This window comes from Bianquea renquensis (assembly GCF_014384895.1).
Taxonomy (GTDB): Bacteria; Bacillota; Clostridia; order Lachnospirales; family Bianqueaceae; genus Bianquea; species Bianquea renquensis.
This window is the reverse complement of record NZ_JACRSQ010000012.1, coordinates 16589-41739: the sequence shown is the minus strand read 5'-3', so window position 1 is coordinate 41739 and position 25151 is coordinate 16589. Positions and strand designations below refer to the sequence as shown.

19 protein-coding genes, 1 CRISPR repeat array and 1 riboswitch are annotated in these 25151 nt (G+C 49.2%); of the genes, 4 read left to right on the top strand and 15 right to left on the bottom strand.

The window, feature by feature from the left end; all coding sequences use genetic code 11:
* Positions 1 to 433: 433 nt before the first annotated feature.
* From H8730_RS09255 to H8730_RS09235, 5 genes are read right to left on the bottom strand one after another with little or no spacing between them, the layout of a single operon-like run.
* The gene (locus H8730_RS09255) at positions 434 to 2071 is read right to left on the bottom strand and encodes an FAD-dependent protein (protein ID WP_177715659.1); all 1638 of its coding nucleotides are present in this window, start codon (positions 2069 to 2071) and stop codon (positions 434 to 436) included.
* Positions 2068 to 2505: a Fur family transcriptional regulator gene (locus tag H8730_RS09250; protein WP_177715661.1), complete on the bottom strand. Its 438-nt coding sequence runs from the start codon at positions 2503 to 2505 to the stop codon at positions 2068 to 2070. Before H8730_RS09250 ends, H8730_RS09255 begins: the two co-directional genes overlap by 4 nt.
* A 38-nt stretch (positions 2506 to 2543) precedes the next feature.
* On the bottom strand, positions 2544 to 3356 hold the full coding sequence (locus H8730_RS09245; protein ID WP_177715663.1) for a metal ABC transporter permease: 813 nt from the start codon (positions 3354 to 3356) through the stop codon (positions 2544 to 2546).
* Positions 3343 to 4035: a metal ABC transporter ATP-binding protein gene (locus H8730_RS09240; RefSeq protein ID WP_177715665.1), complete on the bottom strand. Its 693-nt coding sequence runs from the start codon at positions 4033 to 4035 to the stop codon at positions 3343 to 3345. The genes H8730_RS09245 and H8730_RS09240 overlap by 14 nt, the downstream gene beginning before the upstream one ends.
* Complete coding sequence (locus H8730_RS09235; RefSeq protein ID WP_249289748.1) at positions 4032 to 4961, bottom strand: metal ABC transporter solute-binding protein, Zn/Mn family; 930 nt, start codon at positions 4959 to 4961, stop codon at positions 4032 to 4034. Before H8730_RS09235 ends, H8730_RS09240 begins: the two co-directional genes overlap by 4 nt.
* A gap of 170 nt (positions 4962 to 5131) precedes the next feature.
* Here H8730_RS09235 and H8730_RS09230 point away from each other — a divergent pair, with 170 nt between their 5' ends.
* From H8730_RS09230 to H8730_RS09220, 3 genes are all read left to right on the top strand, one after another.
* On the top strand, positions 5132 to 6130 hold the full coding sequence (locus tag H8730_RS09230; RefSeq protein WP_177715675.1) for a Gfo/Idh/MocA family protein: 999 nt from the start codon (positions 5132 to 5134) through the stop codon (positions 6128 to 6130).
* 234 nt (positions 6131 to 6364) lie between these two features.
* Complete coding sequence (locus tag H8730_RS09225; protein WP_177715677.1) at positions 6365 to 7642, top strand: O-acetylhomoserine aminocarboxypropyltransferase/cysteine synthase family protein; 1278 nt, start codon at positions 6365 to 6367, stop codon at positions 7640 to 7642.
* A gap of 192 nt (positions 7643 to 7834) precedes the next feature.
* Complete coding sequence (locus H8730_RS09220) at positions 7835 to 8701, top strand: homocysteine S-methyltransferase family protein (protein WP_177715679.1); 867 nt, start codon at positions 7835 to 7837, stop codon at positions 8699 to 8701.
* 442 nt (positions 8702 to 9143) lie between these two features.
* A CRISPR array of direct repeats spans positions 9144 to 10906; the repeat unit is 32 nt; unit sequence ATTTCAATCCACGTCCCCACAAGGGGGACGAC.
* Positions 10907 to 11077: 171 nt separating this feature from the next.
* On the opposite strand, the gene cas2 is transcribed toward H8730_RS09220, so the two are convergent.
* Genes cas2 through cas3 form a run of 7 tightly spaced genes read right to left on the bottom strand, consistent with a single transcriptional unit; the run spans position 11078 to position 19066 of the window.
* Complete coding sequence (gene cas2 / locus H8730_RS09215; RefSeq protein ID WP_177715724.1) at positions 11078 to 11368, bottom strand: CRISPR-associated endonuclease Cas2; 291 nt, start codon at positions 11366 to 11368, stop codon at positions 11078 to 11080.
* An 8-nt stretch (positions 11369 to 11376) separates the two neighbouring features.
* Complete coding sequence (cas1c, locus tag H8730_RS09210; RefSeq protein WP_177715722.1) at positions 11377 to 12408, bottom strand: type I-C CRISPR-associated endonuclease Cas1c; 1032 nt, start codon at positions 12406 to 12408, stop codon at positions 11377 to 11379.
* Positions 12405 to 13070: a CRISPR-associated protein Cas4 gene (cas4, locus tag H8730_RS09205; protein ID WP_177715720.1), complete on the bottom strand. Its 666-nt coding sequence runs from the start codon at positions 13068 to 13070 to the stop codon at positions 12405 to 12407. Before cas4 ends, cas1c begins: the two co-directional genes overlap by 4 nt.
* 7 nt (positions 13071 to 13077) lie before the next feature.
* A complete protein-coding gene (gene cas7c, locus H8730_RS09200) occupies positions 13078 to 13983 on the bottom strand; it encodes a type I-C CRISPR-associated protein Cas7/Csd2 (RefSeq protein ID WP_177715718.1) in 906 nt (301 codons plus the stop codon).
* A 41-nt stretch (positions 13984 to 14024) separates the two neighbouring features.
* Positions 14025 to 15863: a type I-C CRISPR-associated protein Cas8c/Csd1 gene (gene cas8c, locus H8730_RS09195; protein WP_177715716.1), complete on the bottom strand. Its 1839-nt coding sequence runs from the start codon at positions 15861 to 15863 to the stop codon at positions 14025 to 14027.
* Positions 15860 to 16573, bottom strand: coding sequence for a type I-C CRISPR-associated protein Cas5c (gene cas5c, locus H8730_RS09190; RefSeq protein WP_177715714.1), 714 nt, complete (start codon positions 16571 to 16573; stop codon positions 15860 to 15862). The genes cas8c and cas5c overlap by 4 nt, the downstream gene beginning before the upstream one ends.
* 12 nt (positions 16574 to 16585) lie before the next feature.
* Positions 16586 to 19066, bottom strand: a complete 2481-nt coding sequence (cas3, locus tag H8730_RS09185) for a CRISPR-associated helicase Cas3' (RefSeq protein WP_177715712.1) — start codon at positions 19064 to 19066, stop codon at positions 16586 to 16588.
* Between the two features lie 320 nt (positions 19067 to 19386).
* Positions 19387 to 19487, top strand: a riboswitch (THF riboswitch).
* A 98-nt stretch (positions 19488 to 19585) separates the two neighbouring features.
* On the opposite strand from cas3, the gene H8730_RS09180 reads away from it, so the two are divergent.
* A complete protein-coding gene (locus H8730_RS09180; RefSeq protein WP_177715710.1) occupies positions 19586 to 20176 on the top strand; it encodes a folate family ECF transporter S component in 591 nt (196 codons plus the stop codon).
* A 79-nt stretch (positions 20177 to 20255) separates the two neighbouring features.
* On the opposite strand, the gene H8730_RS09175 is transcribed toward H8730_RS09180, so the two are convergent.
* Genes H8730_RS09175 through H8730_RS09165 form a run of 3 tightly spaced genes read right to left on the bottom strand, consistent with a single transcriptional unit; the run spans position 20256 to position 25102 of the window.
* A complete protein-coding gene (locus tag H8730_RS09175) occupies positions 20256 to 21059 on the bottom strand; it encodes an HpcH/HpaI aldolase family protein (RefSeq protein ID WP_177715708.1) in 804 nt (267 codons plus the stop codon).
* Positions 21060 to 21090: 31 nt separating this feature from the next.
* A complete protein-coding gene (locus tag H8730_RS09170; RefSeq protein ID WP_177715706.1) occupies positions 21091 to 23727 on the bottom strand; it encodes a family 78 glycoside hydrolase catalytic domain in 2637 nt (878 codons plus the stop codon).
* Positions 23714 to 25102, bottom strand: coding sequence for a sialidase family protein (locus H8730_RS09165; RefSeq protein ID WP_177715704.1), 1389 nt, complete (start codon positions 25100 to 25102; stop codon positions 23714 to 23716). The genes H8730_RS09170 and H8730_RS09165 overlap by 14 nt, the downstream gene beginning before the upstream one ends.
* Positions 25103 to 25151: the final 49 nt, after the last annotated feature.

The window sequence follows — 25151 nt, the reverse complement described above, 5'->3', positions numbered from 1 at the left end:
TTTTCTTCCTTTCTGCCGCTTTTCTTTTGACGATAGCTTCCCCTTTTTGCCGTTGATTTTTGGATTTCACAGCTTCCCCTTCTCTTTTTTAGTGGCGGTGGGAGACTTTTCTTCCTTTCTACCGCTTTCTTTTGACGATAGCTTCCCTTTTTGCGGCTGATTTTTGGATTTCACAGCTTCCCCTTCTCTTTTTTAGCGGCGGCGGAAGACTTATTTTCCTTTCTGCCGCTTTTCTTTTTGCGATAGCTTCCCTTTTTGCAGCTGATTTTTGGATTTCGCTGCTTCCCCTTGACAACCCAAACCACAAAATCCATCGACGATAGAGTCAGAAAAAGAGGGTGGACCGCAATTGAGTCTATAGGGCCGACGACAAAACAAGGCCTGGACTATTATCCAGGCCTCATCGCACAAAAATCATCACCATTTATCAAATTTAGCGTTGGATCTGACCCGCCAGCAATGCCTCCGCCGCCTTTATCCCGTCCATGGCCGCGGACATGATACCACCTGCGTAACCGGCGCCCTCTCCCATAGGATAGAGCCCTGGAACACTGCTCTGCAATGTCCGATCCTCTCGCAAGATCCGCACAGGGGACGAACTTCTAGACTCCACGCCAGTCAGTATGGCATCCGGGTCTGCGAATCCGGTCAACATTCCATCAAAGGCGCGAATCCCCTCCTCCAGCGTTCTCGCCATAAACTCCGGAAGAATCTCCCAAAGATTGGCCGGTTTTCGGCCGCCAGTAAAACTCGGCTCCACCCGCCCCCAACCATCGGATGGCCGTTTTTCCAAATAATCTCCCACCCGCTGGACAGGGGCACTCCAATCGCCGCCACCAAGCAAGAACGCCTTATGCTCTAGGTCCCGCTGAAAGGCTACGCCACACAGGGGGCCTGCGCCATACGATTGATAGTCATCCGGAGTTACTGTGACCAGAAGAGCACTGTTGGCATTGACGCCATCCCGGGCATAGCAACTCATCCCATTGGTCACAACGCCCTCCTGTTCCGAGGCCGACGCGACAACTACGCCCCCAGGACACATACAAAAGGTATACGCTCCCCGCCCGCTAGCTGTATGGTAGGCCAGCTTATAATCCGCCGCCCCTAGAAACGGGGATCCAACGTGTTCACGGTACTGCGCCCTGTTAACCGCCTCCTGCAGATGTTCGATCCGAAGACCCATAGCAAAAGCCTTTGGCTCCAGAGCAACGCCGCACTTCTCCAACAGTGCAAAGGTATCCCGCGCGCTGTGACCGATCCCCAGCATAAGGGCCCGCGTTTCGACCCATTCCCGCTCCCCTGAGGTGGATTCCAAGAGAACCTTCCGAATCTCCCCTTGTTCCCCAGTTTGAAAATCTGTAAGGCGCGTTTGAAACCGGATATCACCCCCCAGGCTGATGATTTCTTCCCGAAGATTCCGCACCATGTTCCGCAATCGGTCCGTCCCAACGTGGGGTTTATTGACATATAGGATCTCCTCCGGCGCACCGGCTTTGACCATCTCCTCCAATACAAATCGCCCGCGGCGGTTTTTATCTTTCACAAGGGTATTGAGCTTGCCATCTGAAAAGGTCCCTGCGCCCCCCTCACCAAACTGCACATTCGATTCTGGCTGCAAAACTCGCTCCGTCCAAAACACTTCCACATCTTTTGCCCGGTCCTCCACCGGCTTTCCGCGTTCTACGACTATGGGCGGGATGCCAGCCCTGGCCAGTACTAGTGAACAGAAGATCCCTGCCGGTCCAAATCCCACAACGACAGGGCGATAGGAGAGGATTTTACTCTGTTCCTTCGAGGGCTGGGGCAGATGGTATAAATATTCACTGACAAGCCTCTCCAGACCCTGCTTCTTTCGAATCGCTCCCCAGACCTTGGATTCCTTTTCTACTTGAACGTCCACCGTATAGACATAGGCCAATTCCCTTCCGCGACGGGCGTCCAAAGAACGCCGGTATATTTTCCAGCTGCGCATCTGTGTTGGCTGAATATCAAGCCGCTTGCAAATCGCCGTTTCTAACCCTTGTGTTTCCTCCGCAATGGGCATTTTTAGCTGTGTGATCCGGATCACTTGGATTCCTCCCCCTCTTTTTTCTCTTTGCAGTTCGGGCAATATCCATAAATCTCCAATCTATGACCTTCCACCACAAATCCTTCCTCCTGCCCTAAATTCTGCTCATACCGTTCCAAAGGGCACCCCGCAAGGGGGAAGACCTCCTTGCAGCGCAGGCAAACAAAATGATGTTTATGTTCATGGCGCTTGACTTCGTACAAGGCTCTGTCATCCCCGTCTATCACCGTCCTGATCACCATTTCCTGTTGGACAAAGGCGTTCAATATCCGGTATACCGTGGACAAATCCGCCACATGATCCTCCTGATTGATGATTTCATAGATTTCCTGCGCTCCCAGCGGCGAAACATTGTTTTCCAAAACCTGGTACACCCGCAGTCGGGAGGGCGTGCATTTCATCCCGTGCTCCCGAAACAGCGATCGATATTCCATACGAACCTCCTTTCCAGCGCGTCAGCGCCATGTAACCCCTATCTCCGCAGCAGCCGTTTCAAAATCAGGGAACATAAAAATGCAATGCCATTCAGCAATACGATGGTAGCCCCTGCTGGCCAATTTAAGAAGAATGCTAGCGTGATGCCAATGATGACACAGCTGACGGAGATGAAAGATGAGAGAATGAGGGAAGATCGAAATCCTTTTGATATCTGCAAGGCCGTCACCGCAGGAAAGATAATCAAACTTGAGATCAGCAGCGAGCCTACGACGCGGATTCCCAAAACGACTGTAACCGATGTAAGCGCTAAAAGCAAATAGTTGTACACGTTGACCCGGACGTGGAGCACCCTTGAAAAATCCTCATCATAGGTAATAAACACGAGGGTGTGGTAGAAAAAAAGGATGAGGGCCAGGACCAAAGGCGCTAGAATCAGCGCAATGTATACATCCGCATCGCTGATCGCAAGAATGCTTCCGAATAAATAGCTTAGGATATCGGCATTAAACCCTTCCGCCTGGCTAGCAATGAAAACCCCCAGCGCCATAAAGGTGGCTGAGATGAGTCCGATTGCCGCATCCCCGTGCATCATCTTTTTTTGGCTAAATCGATAGATGAGGAAGGAGGCGATTGTAACCATGGGAATTGAAATGATCAAATCCGATGCACCAACCAGCAGAGCGACTGCCACTGAAGCAAAGCTCACATGCCCTAAACCGTCGCCGATCATAGAATATTTTCGCAGAATTAAAAATAGACCGAGACAAGAGCAGCACAGGGCGATCAGCGCTCCCATGAGAAATGCCTTGTTCATAAAGGCGTACTGAAACATATCAAAAAATTTCATTCTTCCGCACCTCCTTCAAGGCCGACTCCGCCTGATTGGCCGGTCCAAAATATTGAAGCGTGCGGTGAAGAATCAGCAGCGTCTTGGCATATTTCGCCACTTCGTTCAGTTCGTGGCTGACGAGGAGTATCGTCGTTTTAGCCTCTGCATTCCACCTGGCAAGGATGGAAAACATCTCCTCACGAAAGGATGGATCTAAGCCGTTGGTCGGCTCGTCCAGCATTAGAATTTGAGGATTTGTCACAAGGGCTCTAGCTAAGTGGACCCGCTGTTGCTGTCCCCCGGAAAGCTCCCCGATTCGCCGCTTTCGAACCGTCCAAAGACCAAATTCCTTGAGGATCTGTTCAACTCTCTTCTTATCCTCTCTTGCATAAATTCTTGGATGTGGCTTCAAGGCTAGAATCCCCATGGCTGTCACTTCTTCAACGGATATGGGGAATTGGCTGCGGTGTTCGGGGCTTTGTTGCGGTAGATATCCAATTCTAGGCTGTCCATCAAAAAGGATCTGCCCCCTATATCCAGTCAGCAATCCGGCCAGGCATTTGAGCAGCGTGCTTTTGCCCGACCCGTTGGCACCGATAATTCCTACATAATCCCCTGCCGCCACCTCGAAAGAGATATGTGCCAGCACATCATCCCGCCCGTATCCAAAGAATAGATCCTCAACCCGCAGTATCATGACGTCAATCCTTCCCGCAGATTTTGCAAATTCTGTTCCATGATGGAGATATAGCTCAACTGCTTTTCCAACTCTTCTTTGGAAATGTTGTGAGCCCCGTGAAGCAGATACATAGACGCTCCCGTTTCTTTTGCTAGGACCTCCGCGACTTTTGGTTGAATGAGTTCCTCATAAAAGATGGCATGGGAACCCGTCTCCTCCATCGCCTGAATCAGCTCAATAATATTTTGTGGAGTTGGCTCCGAATCCGCTGAAAATCCCTTGTACGGGGATCGGTACGTAAATCCGTACTGTTTAGCAAAGTATCCGAAAGCGAAATGACCGCCGCACAGAATCGTTTTATTCGTCAGCTCCTCCGCCAGTTCACGGCAGTCCTGATCGAGTTGCCGCAGTTGCCTTCGCAACTCTTCCGCGTTTTCCTGGTAATACGCCGCATTGTTCGCGTCCGCTTCGATCACTGCGTCCTCAATGGTGTCCACCATGAGAATGGCATTGTTGGGGTCGAGCCAATAGTGGGGATCTTTTTCTCCATGGGCATGTCCCTCTTCCCCATGGTCTTCTTCATGTTCATCCATGAGAACAATATTCTGACTCGCGTCCACAATTCGAGTATTTTGTAGATTACCCGACGCAATGATTTTCGCTGCCCATGGTTCCATCTCATCGCTTGTATAAATCAATATGCTTGCTTTCTCCATCGTTACCATGTCCTGTGGCGTAGGATCATAGGAATGGGCCTCTGTGCCAGGGGGAAGCAGCAGCTTGACTGTCCCTTTGTCTCCTAGGATCTGTCTTGCAAAATCATACTGAGGGAACAAGGTGGCAACGACCGTGAGCCCCTCCTGTTCAATCTCTGCCGCCCGGCATGCCGGCAGCATGATCAATGCGCTCATAAGTAAGCATAGTATCCATTGTCTTTTTCTCATGACCATTCTCCTTTGCACTGCAAATGCAAATGATTTGCATCTAATAGTATAGACAGCCTCTTCATCTTTGTCAACCCCCTTCGCTCCCTTTTCTTGACATCTCTTGAAAAAGCGGGTAGAATGGGCTTATCAATCAACCGGCCGCCCAGAGCGGCGGAATGGAGGTCTACATGATTCGCTATGCAACCATTGGAACCGGATGGATCACCGATGCTTTTATCAGAGGTGCTTCCATGGTTCCGGAGCTACAGCTAGCCGCTGTCTATTCTCGCACAGAGAAAGGCGCCATACAATTTGCATCCAAATACGCTGGTGAGATACAGCTTTTTACCGACCTCACATCGATGGCAGCCTGTCCGGATATCGATGCTGTCTATATTGCAAGTCCGAATTCTTTACATTATTCCCAGAGTAAACTCTTCCTAGAACACGGAAAACATGTCATCTGCGAAAAACCCGCTGTCGTCCTGCCGGGGGAAATGAGGGTTCTTCAGCATATCGCCAAAGAAAGAGGACTTATCTACATGGAAGCGATTATGATGATGCACCTGCCCGCACGCCGTGTACTGCACGATGCCGTTAAAAAGTTGGGACGAATTTATTCGGCGCGGATCGACTTTTCCCAGCTCTCATCGAAATATCCCTCCCTGTTGGAAGGCGGCCTCCCCAACATTTTTAATCCTGCCTTTGCCACGGGGGCTCTGATGGACTTGGGCATTTACTGTGTCTATCCCGTGATCGATCTATTTGGGATGCCGGTATCTCTTCGCGCGGATGCGCTCTTTCTTCCCACTGGCGCCGATGGCGTTGGAAACTGTCTTTTTATATATCAAGATAAACACATCAACATTAGTTACTCTAAAGTCGGCCAAGATCGCATCGGATCTGAGATCATAGGTGATGCGGGTACCCTTCGAATTCAGTCTATTTCCCAGCTGGGGGGAATCGCTTTGGTGCAAAAGGATGGCACGGAAATCCCTATATGGGGACATGATGAGAAAGACGTCCTCATGAGCGGTGAAGCACAGGATTTTGCACGCTATATTCTCAATTTCGACTCTAGCCGCGAAGAATACGAGGCGGCTTCCGCTCTGTCTTTGGATGTGAGCCTTGTTATGGATGAAATCCGGAATTCTGCTGGGATCCAATTTCCTCTCGATTGCCCGTGAATTTCCGCGTTGGACTTACCAAAAAATTCTTGACAACGGGTTTTTTGTGGTATATAGTATAAACATACTTTTTCTATAGGAATTATAGTATTAAGGCGGTGTGTTCTATGCAATTTCAGTTTCCTTTGCTGCTGCGGATCAATTGGAGAAATGGTCGAATGTGATTCCTCTTTATTTGTTGGCGCGTTAAAAAGTTCTAGACTGGATCAAAAAATATGGAAAGAAGGAATTCGTATGTCAAAACATACATATCAATTTGAGACATTACAGCTCCACGCTGGACAAGAGAAGCCGGACCCTGTCACCGACGCCAGGGCGGTACCTATTTATCAGACGACCTCTTACGTCTTCCACAATTGTGAGCACGCCGCTGACCGATTCGCACTCCGCGATGCTGGGAATATCTATGGCCGCCTGACCAATCCGACGGAGTCCGTTTTTGAAGAGAGAATTTGCGCTCTAGAGGGCGGTGCTGCCGCTCTTGCCACCGCTTCTGGCGCCGCCGCTATCACCTATGCTTTTCAAAATTTGGCCCAAGCGGGCGATCATATCGTAGCCGCCAAAACAATCTATGGCGGAACCTATAACCTATTGGCACATACCCTCCCGGAATTTGGCATCTCCGCTACCTTTGTGGATCCAGATCGAGGCGATTGGGCTGATGCCATCCAGGAAAATACGAAAGCTATTTTTATCGAATCCATTGGAAATCCCAACGCGAATCTCATTGACATTGAAAAAGTCGCGGAAATCGCCCATTCTCATAAAATTCCGTTGGTGGTGGACAACACCTTCGCCACCCCCTATCTTCTGCGCCCTCTAGCGCACGGTGCGGATATTGTGGTTCACTCTGCGACAAAATTTATCGGAGGCCACGGAACTGCCATCGGTGGCGTCATCGTAGATGGCGGCCACTTTGACTGGGAAGCATCGGGCAAATTCCCTCAGTTGACGGAGCCGTGCCCGAGCTACCATGGTGTCAGCTTTACCAAGGCAGCTGGCCCTGCGGCTTTTGTCACCCGCATCCGCGCTGTTCTTCTGCGAGATATGGGCGCTACTCTTGCGCCGCTCCACGCTTTTTTGTTTCTACAGGGCCTGGAAACCTTGTCACTGCGCGTAGAACGCCATGTTGCCAATGCGCTTCGAGTCGTTGATTTTTTACAGCGCCATCCGCGGGTGGAACATGTAAACCATCCTTCCTTACCGGATAGCCCTTATCATGCCCTCTATACCAAATATTTTCCAACGGGCGGGGCCTCCATCTTTACCTTTGAGATCAAGGGCGGTTCAGCGGACGCTCAGGCCTTTATTGACAAGCTTGAAATTTTCTCCCTTCTCGCCAATGTGGCGGATGTAAAATCTTTGGTCATTCATCCAGCAACGACCACCCACGCCCAAATGACAGAGGCGGAACTGGAAGAGTCCGGAATTCGGCCCAACACCATTCGCCTTTCCATCGGAACAGAACATATCGACGATCTAGTCTATGATCTGGGGCAGGCGTTGGGCTGATGGAATTCCCATCCGCTGTTAAAAGGATTGCATCTCGCTGTGAGAGTGATCCTTTTTTGTTTGATGTTTCATCGCATTCGCATATCACCGCACAATATTTTCGATTTGATTTCAAATCTTGACTTGATTTCAATCGATGTACAGAGTATAGTTAACTATATACGAAATTTAGTTTTATGAGGAGGAAGGTCAATGTTGCATACGCTTACGCTACTTGATGGAGCCATCGGAACCAGTCTCTGGGAAAAAGCGGAGGATAAAGTACCTGTCTGGCGGTATAATATCGAAAATCCTGCAATTGTGACGGAGCTGCACAATGAATACATCGCCGCAGGAGCCAAGATCATTCTCGCGAATACATTTGGGGCCAATGCTGGCGCTGTCGAACATTCGCCCTATACCGTACATGAGGTTGTCTCCAACGGTGTCAGGCTGGCAAAGGAGGCGGCAAAGGGGACTGACGTTAAGGTTGCGCTCTCCATCGGACCGCTGTCCGTGCTTTTGGAGCCCTACGGAGATCTGACTGAGGAAGAGGCGACCGCGATCTATGAAGAACAGATCGGGGCCGGCATGTCGGAGGGCGCGGATATCATTATGCTTCAGACTTTTATGGATGTTGCTATGATGGCTGTTGCTGTAGCCGTTGCTAAAAAGTATTCTGTGCCCGTATTCTGTATGATGACGTTTGAAAAGGCCGGTAAGACCATGATGGGACAGTCTGTCCAAGATGTGCTCGATGTCTTAGTCCCAATGGGGATTGATGCCATTGGGCTTAACTGTTCACTTGGCCCGGATCTCGCCATTCCTATCATGGAGGAGTTTCATGAGAAGACGGATCTCCCCCTACTCTTCAAGCCCAATGCTGGCAAACCGGTTACGGATGCCAACGGAACCGTCACGACTGCGTACGACGCGAATACTTTTGTCAACGATATTCTTCCCGCTGCTAGTTTTGTAAGCTATATCGGCGGATGCTGTGGCACCAATCCATCGTATATTCAGTGCCTGCACGATAAGTTGGAGTCCATGAATCCATCTTCAAACTCGTTTCTTTCATAGGGTAAATGTAAAACAGCGCTGCTCCAAAGGTGGTCATCAGTTTGGAGGGCGCTGTTTTTTTGCATATAGACCCCTGATGATATTCCCTGTAGACGTAGCCAGGCCCACAGGGTCGGGAATACGGATGGCAAGTGCGGAGCACCTAATGCCAATGACACCCGTTTGGCAACGAACTTAGCGTAGATCTCATATCGCAGTGTAAGGCGGAGATCGCATGCCAGACAGGATGTTCGTAGGCATTGCGCAATTTGTTTTCCTGTTAAGGGAAAGACGTGATCCATTCACCGGTGGACAGGTCCTTGACGCGATTTCGATTTATGTTCCCCGCAGAGAGGATGACATTAGAGGCGCCATCTCTACGCCGCCAAATTGGTTATTTCAATTTACGTCCCCACAAGGGGGGACGACCAGGGGTAATCAAATAGCCCTCATCGTTGGTGTAATTTCAATCCATGTCTCCACAAGGGGGACGACCATCCCCTTCTTTACTTCATCAGCCAGATTAAGAATTTCAATCCACATCCCCACAAGGGGGACGACGGGCGGTAAATCTGGAACCCGGCCCCTGCATAGGATTTCAATCCACGTCCCCACAAGGGGGACGACCAAAAGACCTGGAACAGTTTAAGATTTATCTGGACATTTCAATCCACGTCCCCACAAGGGGGACGACAATACTGCAATACGCCCCATTCATTCATATGGCTTATTTCAATCCACGTCCCCACAAGGGGGACGACCAGCAAACAACAAACCTAGGGCTAAACAAGATCATTTCAATCCACGTCCCCACAAGGGGGACGACGCGTTGCGAGGTTTTCATGGCAGGATGCACGACAAAATTTCAATCCACGTCCCCACAAGGGGGACGACAAGTTATCAAAGGTCAAAGTCGGCGCCTTGTATATGATTTCAATCCACGTCCCCACAAGGGGGACGACGATCATCCGCATTTGCTGATTCCAACCATTATACAGCATTTCAATCCACGTCCCCACAAGGGGGACGACCCGGTCATCCTCAATTTTATCTGCGGTGTATTTGCATTTCAATCCACGTCCCCACAAGGGGGACGACATAAGCAGGCCCGGAAGTTTCTATACGGTACAAAGATTTCAATCCACGTCCCCACAAGGGGGACGACCCCGAGAGTACACCGATACACCCAGTGGGCTGTCTATTTCAATCCACGTCCCCACAAAGGGGACGACCGTAGAGAGCAGATTGTAAAACCATGATTGAATAATTTCAATCCACGTCCCCACAAGGGGGACGACTAGTTGAGCTCTGTCAGATTGAGACTGTCAATCATATTTCAATCCACGTCCCCACAAGGGGGACGACCACCTCTTGACACATCTCTACATAGTTCTTGTCATATTTCAATCCACGTCCCCACAAGGGGGACGACGTGATAAATCGATATTGTCCACCTTCCGCCGTAGCGAATTTCAATCCACGTCCCCACAAGGGGGACGACGGGCGCAGGAATTGACGCAGAATACACAGCACAAATTTCAATCCACGTCCCCACAAGGGGGACGACCAAGCTGACAACCTATCGCATCGCACGGCTAGGGATTTCAATCCACGTCCCCACAAGGGGGACGACCAGGACGGCACATGCTCGAAAAAACGAGGAGCAATTTCAATCCACGTCCCCACAAGGGGGACGACATTAACGAATTAAGCACCCCAGAGAAGGGAGGACATTTCAATCCACGTCCCCACAAGGGGGACGACTTTTCTTGCGGCGATCTCAATTTTGCTGTTCAGATTTCAATCCACGTCCCCACAAGGGGGACGACAATCCACGTCCCCACAAGGGGGACGACCAAAAGAATTTCAATCCACGTCCCCACAAGGGGGACGACTGCCTGGCCCAAAGCAGCTTTCTCTGCTTTTGCCGATTTCAATCCACGTCCCCACAAGGGGGACGACTTCCCTCAACAACCGCTTTTCTGGAACAGGATTTTATTTCAATCCACGTCCCCACAAGGGGGACGACCAATATATTGTTGTCGATGGATTTCATCGATATATTTCAATCCACGTCCCCACAAGGGGGACGACCAATCGTATTGGTCATTTGCTGCAAATCATTTGATTTCAATCCACGTCCCCACAAGGGGGACGACGCTCTTATTGGTCCGATGATCGATATACTGACGCGATTTCAATCCACGTCCCCACAAGGGGGACGACAGCAAAATATCACAAATATATCTGATAATCCAATACTAAACTATGCATAAAACACAATCACAACCAACTCTCAACACCAATCTCCTTTCCCTCCCCTCCCTTTTGTGCAGATTTTCGTCCCGTTTTGGGTGCGAATCCCCCGGGAATTTCGCGATCACTTGCCATTCGCACTTACACAATCAACGGCCCTTCCACATCAAAAGAAGGTTTCGCGCCGACATGCTGAACCTTACTCTTATAGTGATTTCCAAGATAATAGAAGCGCAGACTATCCTTATTTTTGTCAATCAACTTGACCAAAATCGCTTCAACTTCCTTACATTTCGCCTCATCCATCACGCATTCAAATACAGAATTCTGAACCCGCTGGCCATAATTCATGCATTGTTTCGCGACTTTTCGCAGCCGCCGCTTTCCATCCGCCGTCTCCGTATTGACATCATATGTTATCAAAACCAGCATTCTCTCACCTACTTCCACAAAAATGGCGGATATGCATCCAAATCCCCTCGAAGATAGCGCGCCAGCAGCAACCCTTGAACGTAAGGAACCAATCCCCACTCAAGTTTTTCCTGTAAATACGGATGGAGTATGGTCTCCTGCTTTCTCTCCTGCCAAGCGCCCAAGAGCGCCCTCCGCCCATCGTCCTGCAAGAGCAGCGCGCCATCTTCCTTCTTCACAAAATCCTCGACCGCCACCATCTTTTTATTGATGAGGGAGAGAACAAAGCGGTCTGCAAAGACAGGACGTAGTTCCTCCATCAAATCCAACGCCAAGGATATCCGTCCTGGCCGGTCTCGATGCAGAAAACCCGCATAGGGATCCAATCCCACCGTCTCCAATGCAGATGCCACCTCATGCGCCAACAGCGTATACACAAATGAAAGCAGCGCATTGACAGGATCTAAGGCAGGTCGTTTATTTCGCCCGCGGAATGAAAATGACTCTTTCTGCTGCAAGATCAATTCATCGAACACACCGAAATATTGGCTCGCCGCCTCCCCTTCATAGCCACGAAGCTGTTGAAGATCCTCACAGGATGCGATGTGCGGCAAAGCCGCTGCTAAATTTTGCGATACCCCTTTTAACCGTTCCACATTGACGCGAAGGGCATAGTCCCGTGTCGCCCGCTCCAAAACCCACCGGGCGTTGTACACTTTGCCCAGTATAAAATTGCGAGCGATCAAAGCACTTCTCCCTTCATCCTCATTCCAACGGTATTGGGTCTTTCGTAAGAGAATGTTTCCACGGACTTCCCCCGAAACCCTGGCCAAAAAATGGCCATTTTGCGCCATAAAACTCAGGGCGATATCTCGCTGCGCACAGGCTCCCATCAAGGCTGGACTGGCTCCAGTATATCCAAACGTCACAATGCCCTCAAGATTATGAAGAGGAACTCGGGCGGCTGGCTGATCTCCCTTCAGCACGACAACATTTTCGCCGTCCAAAGACAAATAGGCGTCCGGAGATGTCACATATAAAGTATTCAATAAGGTTCTCATTCCCCAGTCTCCTCCCGGATGTGACGTTTAAGATAGGCCTCCACGCTCGAGCGCTTCTCCATCTGCGGTAGACAGAGATCCACAAGGGAACAAGACTTGCACTTCGGGGATGGTTTCACCTTCGGCGTATACTGTCTTGCATAATACCCATGCATTTCTGCAAATAGTTTCCGGACCGATTCGCGAAGCTCCTCTGTCATCATAACCGGCAGACGCCTTCTCGTCTCTCCATAATAAATGGCTGCCTCGTGGACCTCACATAACAGCATCTCCTCCAGACAGAGGGCCTGTGCTGCCAATTGCATCACATCCGCTTCGTCCTCCTTCGGTTTCCCTCGCTTGTATTCTACCGGACTCGGACTATACTGCCCCACGTGTCCGGCGAGAGAAATTCCCTGTGCCGATGGGCGAAACTCCACCACATCGCAAACGCCATTGACACCCAGTGCCCTTGAGAAGACGGGCATTCCTCTAGAAATAATCCACCCTTTTCTCGAACTCACAGAAAAACCATCATGCACGCGCTCATGCAAAAGCTGGCCCTCGACAGTCCGCACATTCTCCTTCCACTGCTGCTCTATGTGGATCAACGCCCACTGCCGTCTACAAAAAACAAAATGTTGGATTCCGGAAAGATTGAGAAATTCCTCCTCCTCGTACATGCTGTGACTATCGCCCCTCATAAATTTCAGGATTGATGCCATCTAAGGGCACAAGCCGGATTTCATAATCCTCTATCTTGGAGGGGGATTCAATCTCATCTTTAAGGGTTATCTCCAAAGAACGGTGAATCTTTGCCGATGAATACTGTCCCATGGCACAATTATGTCTCCACCAGTACAGGCGGTACACCTCCATGCTCCCATCTGGCCTGGCGGCGGATGCATCATTCTCAAAAAGGGTGAGCAAGGCCTGCCGGATCAGCTCCGCGTCCTCATCGCTAAATCCCGTCTTTTCTGCCAGTTGCCGGTTAATGCTGCCATAGATGACATACACACCAAAATCAACTCGATGTTTCATACCCATGGTATCCGAGCCCTTTGCATCAGGGTCTTTTTCCGTTTCCAAGTTCACGCTCTTTGTAATTTGGATGCTGGTAATCTCAATAGGGGAAACACTTTTGGCCGGATGGATAGAGACGGGGCCCCGAATCCCAATGGAGACCCCGGCTTCGTCGCTGCCCTTCTTTTTGTCGCCGTCCTTTTTTTTGTCGCTATTCTTTTTTTTGAAGGCAAAGACCTGCCCAAAGCTCCGCACATCTATCCATTTGGCACAGGCGATTTTGGCATACTGTTCCTTATCCTTGATGGCTTTTTTAAGCTCCTCGCAGGCGTCCGCCCGATCTTTTAAGCTCCGGCACCCATCGTCCCGCCGGTCATCGGATTGAACAAAGATCGCCTGCCCCATGTCTTGCAGCCGATTGCGCAGCTTCCGCTTTATACAGACGTCGGATATTTCTCCATACGAATTATAATCCTCCCGGGGCTGGTTCCCGTTGAGCGGGTCCCCATTTGGGTTGGCATTCTTTACGGATACAATCACGGCAAAATCAATTTTGTTGGTTAGAATACTCATTGTACATCCTCTCCTTTTCCTTCGCTGTTAGCCTTTTGATTTCATTTCTCCGCCTCTGCTTTTCTGCGCTTTGTCTCGTCCCGGATCTGTTTCTGCTGTGTGTAGAATCCCAGAGTAAACCGATAATCCAGCGCCTTTAACTCTCCGTCGTATTGGCTAAGTTTCTCACAGATCTCCCCCATGGTCTCCAGCAGCCAATTATGCTTATCCCCGATTCGCTCCATGTAAGGGAGCAATCTGCGCTGCAAAATCGGTATGATTTTCCCCGCATTCTTTGTGTACGGATCCAAATACCGCATGGCGTTGGTCTGCCGGTCCTCTCCCATCTTGGCTAGCGCCCATTTTTCCATGCCGTCCATGACCGCCAACAGGCGTCCGCACAGATAGCTTTTGTCGAGTTCCATGCTATTTCCTTCCACTGTCCATTCCTCCTTATCCCGTTCTTTTCCATAGCAGCGCCCTAAGGCGCAGCAGATTGACAACAGATGAATCCACTCCGAGCTGCTTGCGCTGGAAGCCAAGGTCCGAACCCGATTGTAGACGGATTGGACCAGATCGAAGGGCAATTTTGCCTGGTCTACAATACAGGGGAGCAGCCGTTCCACTGTCTCGGTTAGTAACTTTTTGTCTGCATTCTTGCCGTACGCTGCAACCGCGATGCTATGTGGGGACGGACTTCCCATATAGGAAATGAATTGCTCATCCTTCCAACTCCATAGCTCCCAGCAACAATCCCGATACCAGCGCTGAATCCGGTCATAGAATTCGGACCCGGGCAGTTCCCGGTAGTAGGTGATAGCCAGACGGCCCCGGTTGTCAGGGATGGCTGAGTCTAAGCCCATGACGACCACCTTCGCTGCCCGATCTAGATTATTTTTATAGCCAGCGATGGCCTCATTGAGTTTCCGCGCATAGGCCTGCATGGTTTTGGGTTCAGCCGCAGGTTCTGTATATTGGGTCATCAGCTGTTGGCTGCCTAACACTGGATTGGCCGCCTTCAAACGTTTTGTTTCCCAGGTGAGGATCACCTGATCCCCGTTTTTATAGCCCTGCTTCGCAATCAACCACTTTAACGCGTTGTGAGCCTTTTGCGATATCTCATATCCTACGCTGAGCGCCTGCTGCTTATCTGCGAACCGTCCCCGAAAGGTAAATCCGCTTTTATCATTGGCTGAAATCAGCTTGGCTTTGTCCGCTGAATTGCGGATTTTGCTAGGATGCTTGTCTGTACAGGGGATCACCTGGCCTGTCACATAGCAGAGCCTCCTGTTCTCCTGCTGGCCCTCATAAAATCGAATATAGGACTGCCAGACTTCGGGATTTTCCCACACTCTCGGGTTTTCCTGGACCCCCATTCGGTTGACACAGAAGCGCACGAAAGCGTCCGTCTGCGCCACATCGCCAATTTTGACAGATGGGTCGATAGCCCCCTCCTTTTCCACAAGACAGCCAAACCGAACCAGGTCCTGGATGAGACAATTCTTCTTGAGATACCGTGCAATAATTTGAACCTGCGGGTGACAGTCCTCTGACGCACACCACCGATCTAACAGCGTCTCATAGGCCTCATGGTATGGCCTCCCCTTCTCGCTGATCGAGTCGGCGTAATCGCCGGCAATGTAGATCAGCTTGTCAAATAACGCATGGGGAAATATTCCAACTCCTCGACTCGCTGAGTCTTCCGTACAGGGAATGATGGTCACCGCATTTTCCTTGGGCACCTTCTCCGCCATGACGATCTCCGCATCCTGATTCAGCGTAACCTGAATCTGCGCGTTGTTAGTTGTGTGGGCGATGGGCAGAAGCATGTCCTCCCGATCCTTGCCCACATACTCCTGGCAGTTCTCGTAGGTTTCATACAACTTATCAATCCAGCTCAAAAAACTCCCCCCTCCTCAAACTCTTTCCATCCGCTGAAATTCCCTTCTCCGAAAACCTTTGGCTTCTGGCCGGCAATCTCCCGGCGTATGGTGCAGGCTTCCGGAGGAATCAAACTAATATACCCATTCCTCATGACAGGGTTCCAGAACCGGACGCCTAGCTTTTGCTTTCCCGTCTCATCGGGATAGTCGAATCCGTGGAACATCAAGCCAAAGGCAAGCTCCCCGTATGTATCGTAATCTCCCTTTCCTGAACCAAATTCACAAGGCTCAATGTATCCCTGGCATTCCCGGGTTCCTAAGAAAATATCCCGGCGTCCGCCCCGCTCCAGCATCCGCTTTGCAATATAATAATGCTTGTTTTCGTTCCGATCTTGGGCTAGCTCCGGTCGGTTTTCATTCCACTGGAAATGCGCTCGCACCTGGTATTCCACGTTGGTCAGATAGGTATAGATGGACAGCGTATTTCCACCTGTATACTCCACAGGACGGACGCCTTGGGATTGGGTTTGAATGGATCGCATGACGCGCAGCTCGTCGATATACCAGAGGAAGGTTGGCTTCCAATAGCAGCTCTCCAGGATTCCCTTCAGGGCCTGATAGGTCGGAATCTGATAGGAACACTTTTCGCCTCCGATTCGGGTGATGGGATCACTAAATAAAGCCCGTTTTCCATATACCGTAAACTCGATTTGATTTTTATATTCCATGACTCTCCTCCTCTACACACTCCACATGTCCATTTTGCCGGCTTCACTCACAACCCCCAACTGGTCATCATAGTATCGTTCTTTCAGAACCCACACACTGCCGTCGAGAAGTGGGTATATAGCGTCTCCCCTCTGTAAGGTCGCGACGCTGTGGGAATATAGATCCACTGTATAGGGCTGTGCTTTGGCCAAAAATCCCTTGGCCTCCTCCAGCGTACAGTCTCCATTGAGATTTGCAATCACCGCTTTCCCCTGATCCCCGTAGGGGACAATAACGGAGATTGCATCTTGTCTGATTACATAGAACTCTCTGGCTGCTGTCTGAAAAGCCTGACTCAGAATGAGCTCAGAATCGCAGTCCTCCCATTCCTCGTAGGCCGACCGGCCTACTTGATTTTGAGATAGAATGTCGTATACTGTAAATCCCGCTTGCGATCCCCTTTGGGGCACAGCAAAATCCATCTCCTTCTCCCGTCCCTGATAATAATATTGATAGAATACCGCCATGGCCTGGGGCGATAGCAAATCATAGCCGAACATAGCAGGATTCCGCTTAAACTCATCGAAGATTCGAGCCGTCGCCTCCTTTCCATAGGCGATATCTTTTAGATTGGATAGATTTTCCTCCGCCAACTTGATCACGTAAACATCCTGGCAATCGATCTCCCCCTCCCGGTTACACCTCCCCGCTGCCTGCGCGATCCGGTCCAAACCTGCTAAGGCGCGGACGACACACTGAAATGAGATATCCACTCCCGCTTCGATGAGCTGGGTGCTGACGCAGATCAGCTTCTTACCATCCGGTTGTTGTCGTTTCTCCGCCAGGCGTTCTTTTATCATGCGAAGCCTCTCCCGGCGATGATTTGGACACATGGCGTTACTCAAGTGGTAGAGCTCGTAGGCATCCTCCCCCCGCTGCTTTAGCCTTTTTTCAATACAGCGATAGACATCCCCCGCCTCTTTTCTTGTATTCAAAATTGCCAATAGGGAATCCTTCTGTTCCGAAGCCTCCAAAATAAAGTCCGCCGCCGCTTCCACACTGTATCCCGCATCTGTACAGCAATTTTTAATTTGCACCCGTTTAAACTGCTGGAATGTGTCGGTCACATTCTCCACCATATTCGGATGGGCGGCCAGCAAAATCGGCCGTCTGGTTCTGCTGAGTTCTGGCTGTGTCGCCGTACAGAGAACAACTGTCGTATTGGCAACTTCACTGAGAAAGTTGACAGCGCCATTGAATAAAGAAATACTGTTAACGGGTATGGATTGAACCTCATCGAAGATCACCACCGCGTTGGCATAACTCTGCATCCGGCGAATGCTCTGCTTTTTCTGACCAAAAAAAGTTTCCAGGAACTGTACCATGGTGGTGAACACCACGGGTGAGGAATATCGCTCCGTCAAGGCCCGGTAAGCCTTTTCACGCTCGGTCTGATCCTCGTCGGCCTCCTCATCCCTTTCCCAGATTATATTGGAATGGTGCTCCAAAATATAGTGCTCCGGCTCCGAACATTCCGGTGACAACAGAATTTTGCGAATTCGATCTGCGTTCTGTTCCAAAATCGACAGATAGGGGATGACATAGATGATCTTATCTTTCCCGTGCTCCTTTGCATGTTCCAGGGCAAACCGGATGGAGCTCTCTGTCTTGCCGCCACCTGTGGGAACTGTCAGCTGGTAGACTCCCGTTCCTCTCTTGGCGAAGGCCCTGCATTCCTCAGAAATTTTCTGCCGGTAGCGGTTGATGGGATTCTGATCTGCTCGTTTCCCGTACTCCTGCAATACATCCTCTAACCGCTCCACGCCCTGTCTCCAGAAGCTTTTGGGATCCACCGGCGGCGTAGGAGCCGTGTTTGACATAAAGTGATAGGTGCTCGAATAGTCGCCGTCAATAATGGCGGATAAAAGAAAGCGCTGTACCATGGCGATGGTAAAATAACCATCCAGACCACGGTCCTGCATCTTCTGACAGAGGGCCTCCACTTCCCCATAGGCGGCCTGGAACAATCGCTCTAACTCTTCTTCCGATCGATATATCGCTGTATAATGGCCCATCGCCTCACCATAAAAGAGTTCCTTGTCCGTCTCCATCTTCTGGGTATACTTGTCCTCCCCATCCACAGAGAGGCAGTCGCAGAGACCGTGGTGCTGGCAGATCACCAGAGAAATAAGCTGTGCCGTCAGTTTCTCCGTGGGATCGCGTGAGCTTTGATATCGCGTCTCATACAGATATTTTGCGCCGATGGTGGAATGAATCGGCCCCTTTCCCTGACGGCGGCCAAAAACACTGTCGACCAGGTAATCCTTGAAGGCTTTCGTATATTTCCCCGCATCATGGAGATACGCGGCCAAGGACGCGGTATTTTGCAGTCCGATTTTGCCGCCCGCCTCCCGGGCGATGGCCTCCACCTCATCCAGGTGCTCGCCGACGCTTTGCCACTCCTCGTGTGGTAACAATCGTATATGAGCTGGAAATTCTGTCCTGTGTCCCATGTTTATGCGCCTTCTACTTTTTTTAACTATATTTTACCATTATCTACATTTTTTTCAAGTATTTTTATTATTTTAATACTATATAATTTGAATTTTTAATCTTTGTTTTACAAATTTGTTAACTTATACTGACAGAATGGGTTGTGATAAGAACACATTGTGTAATGGAAGCAGACGGTTGGATGGTTTCAATCGAATTTTCAATTATCGCTGCTCTCTTAAAAAAACAATCACCTTCTCCCCCTTCCACCCCTCCCATTTTAGAAATTCCGGCCATTGCAATGTGGTCCCACCTATGCTATACTAGATCCGTTCGTTAAAGCAGAGTAGGTGGACAGGCGTTAAGTGTCCGGCAGACGGGGAGTTGCTGCCGGAACGAAAAGCGTTCGCGCTTGCGGTCTGACCATCGCATCCCGCTGTTACACGGATTGAAGAGGCAGTACCTCTGTCGATTTGTGCAACCGCATCCAGAGCGGCCCCAGCCGCGGGAAATCTTGTATAAATGAGGAGGTCGCTGCTATGAACAAAGGAAGTACATTTTTGCGCAAATTCCCGGATTCTTTCCGGGAGATGAGCAAGCTGAGAACCATCACCCTGATTGCAATGCTGTTGGCCGTCAGCGTCGTGCTCAGCTTTTTTACCATCCAGGTCTCAGAGTCTCTTCGCTTGGGACTGGGATACCTCATCACCGCCACTATGGGCATGCTATTCGGACCTGTGACTGCCGGCATCGCCGCTGGAGTCGGAGATATTGTCAAATATCTCATCAAGCCCAGCGGTGCCTTCTTTCCAGGCTTTACCATCACTGCCATATTGGGCGGTGTCTTGTACGGCATGGTCTTCTATCACAGCCGTGTAACCCTTGTCCGGGCAATCGTCGCCAAAACGCTGACAAATCTCCTTCTTAACATTCTGCTGAATACCTTCTGGCTATCCATCATGATGGGGAAGGGGTTCTGGGCCCTTGTGCCGAGCCGTGTCATCAAAAACATCGCGCTGCTGCCTGTGGAGATCCTGCTGCTGTACTCGGTTTTGCGGATTGTCACCGGTATTGTGGGCAAGCTCCCTTCATCTCCAGTTCGCCCGATCCCCACCGTTCAGAAAAAATAAATTGGATTCGGTGCGACTCCCCGCGCCATAAAATTAGGTCCGCCCAAGGCGGACCTCCCTATAGGATAGTTGAATCCCCCTACCTATGACCTTTCCAGGTAGGGGGGATTTTGCCTTCCCCCTGTATATCTTTGATTGTCCGCAATGTTCCTTTTGCCGCTTCAATGATATAGCTATAATCCGCCCCTGCTGCAATCATATTGATTCCCATCCCATGATATAAGGATAGTGTTTTTTTGTCTGTGGCGGTAGTAGAAACTCCAACAGATTTGTTTTGGCTCTTAAATGCTGTAATCGCGGACCTGGCCAGCTTCAAATTTTCTTCTGAAAAAACGTCTCCCAGCCGATGGATAGAACCGGACAGATCGTGCATTCCCAGTATACAGCCATCCAGATAGGGAATCTGCGCTATCCGCTCTGCCTCTAAAACGGCGCTCTTTTGCTCGATCTGGATAAATCTGCATACTTCCAAATGACCTTTGCCATAAAACTCAGATTCGGTATCCAGGCCATACCGGACTGCCCCTTTTGGTCCACAGCCTCGCTTTCCATATGGCGGATAAAGTGTCCACGAGATCAATTCCTTTGCATGTTCATAGTCCCGCACCATCGGAAATACGATCCCGCCAACACCTATCTCCAAAATCTTTTTTGTAATCGTAAGGTCATCTGCAGGCACACGCACAACAACCGGCGTTCCACCTGCTTTTGCTGCCATAAGATGGTGATAGGCGTCTTCACAGGAAAGCTGCGTATGCTCCATATCCAGCCAAATAAAGTCATACCCAAGATAGGAAAGCATTTCTGTAACGCTTGCATCCAGCAAATGAACATGTGTTCCCGTCATGTAACTTCGATTTATTACCTTTTCTTTTAATGTCATCTGTAAGCCTCCCTTGATTTTTCCATGAATCCTAATATCGCATTTTATGAAATTCAAACCGGCCGCTTGATAACGCCTTCGTCTCTCCATTTGGCAGCGTTACAGCAGCGCTGCTTCCTTCTGGAATTTCAATCTTTATATCCACAAAATCGCCTTGCACAATCCATGCCACGCGCACAATGCCGGTTTGTGTTTTATACTTCGCCTCAAATGCGCCAATTTGCGGAATAATGACAGGTCTGAGCACAATTTTACGAAATCCTGGAGTTCCGTCAAAAACGCGTATCCCTCCCAGTGATTCAAAAAACCAACTGCTAATGGAACCAAATCCATAATGGTTCATACTGGCATACAAATCATTTGTCGCGCACCCCTCCCAGTTTTCCGTCATAGTGGTCGCGCCAGTCTGAATCAAATACCGCCATGAAGGATACTCCGTTTGATGAATGAGCCTCCATGCCGTATCGCGGTATCCATAATCGCATAAAATACCTAGCAAAAACGGCGTCGCCATATATCCGGTGGTAATATGATAGCCATTCTTTATTACATATTCATTTAATTGGCTGGCAGTCTTGCTTCTACATTCCTTAGGCGTCAGGCCGAAGGCAAGGGCAAGCACTATGGCGCTCTGACATCGAGGTGAATAATCAAATCCTTCTTCCAGATAATATTTCTTATGAAACGCCTGCGCAGATAAAATCCTTTTTTGTCTATACGCATCGGCTGTACGCTGATCTCCCAAAATTTCTGCAATTTGCGAAATTCGTTGAAGCATCAAACAGTAATAGCAATCTGCGAAAAAATCGGCCGGAACATTTACCAGTGATAAATGATCGCAATAAGGGGCATGGGCATGCCTTGTGAGATCGTTCCTTTCGTCTTTTTTTCTGCGGTCCGCCAATTGCAGAATGCTCCTATATTTTTTTTCCAATATTGTGCGGTCTCCATAAAACCAAAACAACGTCCATGGGAGAATATATTCTTCATCTTCCCAGCCATACACGCCATATTCAATTTTTCTTCCGTGCTCGCTCCATCTTCCAAGGAACTCATGATTATTCATATACCAGCAAGCCGCCGGGGCATAGGTCTGAATATCTCCATTCCAAAAATTTTTTTCCCGTGTCGGACAATCGGTGGGTCCGCCCACAATATTCCCACGATAACTGCGTTTCGCCATCTCCCACAGTTGCATAATAGGTTTATAAGAGGTTATCACAATCCCGTTTTCTTCCAGGTCCTGGTGCATGACTACCGCTTGTACCGTATCATCCGCAACCTCTTTCAGGCCCTCTACCGCAATATAACGAAACCCTGTATAAGTAAATTCGCTTTCATATTTCTGTATACTGGCGTCTTTGCAGATATAAACATCCAGATTCCGAACGGACCAGTTGGCTTTTCCACCTTTTGCATCCTCCGGAAAATATACCGGCAGATAGGGTCCATCGCATAATACCTCCGTGGGATAAAAGCGTTCATAATACCGGATGATAATACGGTCTCCACTCTGTCCATTTCGAATCTTTATCTGCACTCTGCCAGAAACATTGACTCCAAAATCAAATAGGAAGCACTGCTCTGAAACCTGTGTTTTTTTCACTGCATGCAAGTATTCTACCGGTTTTACAGGCGGGTAATTCTGCCTGCACAGCCTCTCATTTGTTTCTTCCAATACCTGTACCGGATACCATCTGCCCTTTGTTTTTCCTTTTTTACACCAATTGGGAATTTCTTTTCGAGCATCATACCGTTCCCCAAACTGAAGATCATTATCTGCCAGAGGCGAAAAAGCAATGAAACAGCTGTCATCGGAAGAAACAGTCTCGGAAGTTCCATCTGTATAGGCCAGCTTTACACGAAACCATATCATATTCTTTTTTGCCGTGAGCTCCCCCCAGGATCTACAGTTATACCAGCCGTTTCCGGTAATAAATCCGATGGTATTCTCTCCATAGTCCAAAAAACGACGGATGTCGTACTCCTGATATTCGTAAATCTCTTCCATTGCGCCAGGTACAAATTTATTGTCCGAAACAGAATTACCGTTGACAAACGCCTTATACAAGCCTTTGGCGCTGGCATATAAGACCGCTGATGATACTGTTTTTTTTACTATCAACCTCTTCTTAAAATAAAAGGAATGCCGCAGAAAAAAAGGATGGATCTTATCGCAAACCATCTCAATCCGCGGATAATCCTCCCGGCTCAGCCAGTCTTCAGGCTCATCCGGTTCGTAAAAATTTCCGACACGGAGCGCTTCCCAGGAATGATCCGTATATAGCACTTCTTCCCTTTGATCCGTATATAGCAAATGTATTTCTCCGCGGATTGCCGAAGTGAACTGTTCCGGGCGATTGGTCTGATAAACACGGATATGAACAGTATTATAACCTTCCTGTACTAAATCCGTGATACTGCTCTCTGCATCAGAAACTCCAACTGCGCGTTTATTGATAAACAAATCGAACGCATTGTCACACTCATAATACACATACGCTGCTTTCAGCGCCCCATGAACCGTGAATCCCTTATACAGATAGCCGCGCACATAAGCGCAGGGCCATATCCATTCCCCTTTGCATGTATTCCCATATTTTTTGTCTTGTTCCTTTAACAAAATCTGATCCGGAGCACAAAGCCACTTTATTTTATGGTCGCTCATCCTCCGACCTCCCCCGCTTTGTCCTGCAAAACAACAGGTAATTAGCGTCATGAAAATTATCCGCACGGTTCAGCGCTGCACGTATTAATATCGAAACCTCGTTGCGTTCCATAAAAAAGGATGGATATTGAACACCTGTATATACCCCATCATAGTCTTCCCCTGAAAAATCCAGTATATTTTTTTCCCACTCCCAATGTCTCAGGTCATCTGAGCTATACATAGAAAGAATATTTCGACGCGGCAGCGAGTTCCCCAGCGCAATATAGCGCCCTTCTTCATTTTTTCGTATTTCAAATTTTGAATGCGCCATAGGAAAAGAAATCAGGTTTTCAAACCAGAGAGCCCGTTCAGGCTCCTGGAAATCCATGCCCAAAAGTACTGCATAATTGTTTGTAAAGCGGAGAATCGCCTTCATGCTTCCTTCCGGAGTAACAACCAGATTTCCTTCAATCGGCAAGGGGTCATATCCAAGCGACAGCTTGTCGGAAATCTCGTTACATCCCCATTCTCTATAGTTCATTTTCAATGGCTCTGTGGCAATCCAGCTTTTCGGGCACATCAAATTTGAATCTATCGCCGCGCTAAAAATCAGATAACAAAACTCTCCTGTACTCCAGGAACCAAATTCCACCATGGTCCACAACCGTTCCCCATAAGTTATCACGGGGAACGGCGCTTTCTGGAACCCATTCTGGCTGCCGCAGCACGCGCCATATCCCAGGACAATTGGGCCGGTCCAGGTCTCGCCCTCGTCATGAGAGCATCCCAATAGCAAGTCTCCATATTCCGTAGAAACGCCGAAACAGTACACTTTTCCATCATGCCAGAACAGGCTTCCCCAACAGCATGGGAACAATTCTGTCACAAAATGCCAATGAGCGCCTCCGTCATAAGAACGATATAGGATGGTAAGGTTTTGTCCTCCGTCCTTTTGATACACATCATGAGATGCTAACAGGACGCCGTTCGGAAGCTTAAGCAGCGAAGGCGAACAGGTATGTGCGCCAGAATAAATATACTGGGTTTCACGCGGATGAATATAATTCACTACGACCCCGGGAACCATGCCCGTGCGCACCAGACGTACATGACTCTTTCTTCCCTCTTTTGATTCAATAAAGAATCTATAGTCTTCATTCTTCTTTAGCCCGCCAACTTTCACTAAATTAGATGAAACAGGCATTCCTTTCCAGTCCGTCCAGCTAATATGCTGCCAATACAGCATATGCTGTTCCTCTGAGCCTAGATCGAACCATTCCGCTTCAAATCCTGTTTCATTGGGCGCCAGCCTGCATATATAAGGCGCATTTCTTTTCTCTTCGTTATAAACAGGCAAATATGGTTTATGCCACCAATTGCAGTCTATTTCCATACAGTCCTTTCCCTCCCCTTCTTTTTCATAAACTTCAGATTCCTGTCCT